This is a genomic window from Aliterella sp. E5.1, from assembly GCF_057473825.1.
In genome coordinates this window covers 1-1,230 of record NZ_JBYCCV010000434.1, presented here as the reverse complement: position 1 = coordinate 1,230, position 1,230 = coordinate 1, and the positions used below count along the sequence as shown (strand labels likewise).

The 1,230-nt window shown below is 49.6% G+C and carries 1 protein-coding gene and 1 pseudogene; both read right to left on the bottom strand.

Going from position 1 to position 1,230, the window contains the following annotated elements; genetic code table 11:
* Positions 1–1,056, bottom strand: a 1,056-nt coding sequence (locus tag AC2VE5_RS27985; RefSeq protein ID WP_486890769.1) for a hypothetical protein, incomplete at its 3' end; no start/stop codon positions are given.
* A 49-nt stretch (positions 1,057–1,105) separates the two neighbouring features.
* Positions 1,106–1,230: pseudogene (locus AC2VE5_RS27980) on the bottom strand (DUF790 family protein); the annotation flags it as partial.

Here is a 1,230-nt window from a genome sequence, read left to right as displayed (position 1 = left end):
TCCTTCCAACCAAGGTTCAAAGTCTTTGAAGGGAACAAAGACTATCTTCTCCTCTGAGCCGCAACCAAAAGCGACGAATGAGGTTTTAGCTTTGTTGAGTAGTTCGCGTTGGTGCGGGTGAAAGGCGAACCAGTAGAAATATTTAGAGGCTCGGTCGTACTGCTTAGAAACGGTGCAAAGGACAACATCGCTTTGGTCTGGCGTCGCATAAATAGCCCTTGACTGTTTTATGAGCGATAAACCCAGGTGACTCTGGATTCGTTCAATACTCGCTTCGTGAAAGCTCACAGGAACAAATTTAGGTTCGGCTTTCAGCTTAGTTTTTGGCTCAAGGGCTGCAATTTCAAGTGGTTCGTCCACAACATCTTTGCGCACATCCTCAGCAGTGAAGAACACCAGTTCAATGATTTCATCGAGCTTGGTGAACTCTCGGGGAATCAAAATGTCGCTAATTCTTTTGATGATCTGCTGATCGTCAACTTCTTCTTTCAAAAGCATAAGGCGTATAAGCGCGTCGACACTGATCAGGCGAACGTCCCAGGCATATCTCGAGCCGCGAATCTGCGCCTCGAGATCACCTGTATCTTTCCGTCCGACAACGATCAAAATAGAGGAGGATTCCGCACCTATCTCACCGCTTCCGGCGAGTCGCCTACGGTATTCAGCAATGGTATTCAGATCAATGCGGTACGCATCAGTTGTTTTGACCTCGACAACTATGCTGTGGTTACCGTTCGCCATCCAGAGACCGTCAAAGCCGATCACCCCGGACTTTCCACGATATTGGCCGTCTCTGACCGCGTAACCCAATCTTCTGCCGATTTGATTTACGACATCTTGTAGGGCGAGACCACTATCCGTAAAACTCTCCGCTAAACAGTCCTCAGCGTAGCCTTTGAGGAGGTTAGACGGAACGATAGCTAAGAAGTCACGAAGCTCGTTAGAAGTTAATGATCCGTCCCGCAATTTTCCCGAACCCGCGAACGCAATAATCTGCTGCAAGTGCTTGTCACGCAACTGTTCGGGAGAGTTTTTCCACAAATCCTTTAATGCCACCGCTAACTTTACAACGCCGTCTAGCCTGACTTCGCAACAAACCCCACGCTCAAGGCAGCAGCGACAACACCGACTTCGGAATCAGCTTGTCCTTAAACCAGACGATCTTCGCCGGGATGTCGTCGAGCTTGATCCCCGCCTGCCCCAAGTTGAGCCTCTCCGACACCGCCAGGA